Consider the following 1,228-nt stretch of genomic DNA (forward strand, 5'->3'; position numbering starts at 1 on the left):
TAAAGCTATGTAATATGTTGGAAAACAGTAGGTTATCAGTTGTATTTATCGTTAGGAAACTCACTTCTAAAATTGACACCATTAAGATCTACGCCCGCGTCACGGTAGACGGCAAAAGAGCTGAATTCGGTCTAAATCGGGAATTGCCGGTGTCCCTTTGGGACGAAAAACGCAAAAGAGGCAAGGGGTTTTCAAAGTACGTTATCTCCTTGAACAAGTATATGGACCAAGTTTTTACTGGTCTACACGAGGCGCACCGACAACTTTTACAAGAGGAAGTTGACATTACTTCTGCGCGAGTAAAGTCCCGTTATTTAGGGGAGGATGAGCAAGGCAAGACTTTACTTGACTTAATTACATACCATAATACCGCTATGCTTACCGTGCTTCGGAAAGGTACGATGAAGAACTACTATACTACAGAACGTTGCGTCAAAGAGTTCTTGGAAGAAGAAAAGGGTATTTCGGATATACCCCTTAAAAAACTAAATTATGCTTTTATTGTTGATTACGAACAGTACATACGTAAGTATAAACCAGCTACAAGAATGGGGTGTGCCAATAACGGCACTATGAAACACATGGAGCGCTTAAAGAAGATGTCCAGGCTTGCCGTTAAATTGGAATGGTTGGAGAAAGACCCTTTCATCAATTTCAAACTACGATTTGAAAAAACAGAACGCCAGTTTTTGACGGAAAGAGAATTGCAGCTCATTGAAGAAACCACCTTTAAAGTTCCAAGTACCCAACGTATAAAAGACTTGTTCATTTTTGCCTGTTATACAGGCTTATCTTTTATTGACGTGCAAGAACTAAAAGCAGATCATTTGGTAAAAGGCATGGACGGTAACGATTGGCTATACACTAAAAGGACAAAGACAGACGAACCCTTGAAGATTCCTTTGCTACCTAAGGCCATGGAAATTATAGATAAATATAAAAACAATACTAGTTTGCTTGAAGGTGGTAAGTTACTACCTATTTACAGCAACCAAATGATTAACCGCACTTTAAGAGATATTGCCAACGCCTGCGGTATTAGTAAAAAGGTAACCTTTCATGTGGCACGGCACACCTTTGCAACGGCGATAACACTCTCCAATGGAGTGCCTATTGAAACGGTTTCTAAACTTTTAGGGCACACCAAACTTTCGACTACGCAAATTTATGCTCGGGTGGTTGAAAAGAAGGTAGGGGAAGATATGCAGAATTTGATGGCCAAGATGAA

At 40.1% G+C, this 1,228-nt stretch carries 1 protein-coding gene; it reads left to right on the top strand.

Translation table 11 applies throughout. The features are described 5' to 3' along the window. Positions 1-14 precede the first annotated feature (14 nt). The coding region (locus tag BLS33_RS24590; protein ID WP_089895998.1) for a site-specific integrase at positions 15-1,228 on the top strand (1,214 nt) is incomplete at its 3' end.

It is taken from the genome of Kriegella aquimaris (assembly GCF_900103215.1).
GTDB lineage: Bacteria > Bacteroidota > Bacteroidia > Flavobacteriales > Flavobacteriaceae > Kriegella > Kriegella aquimaris.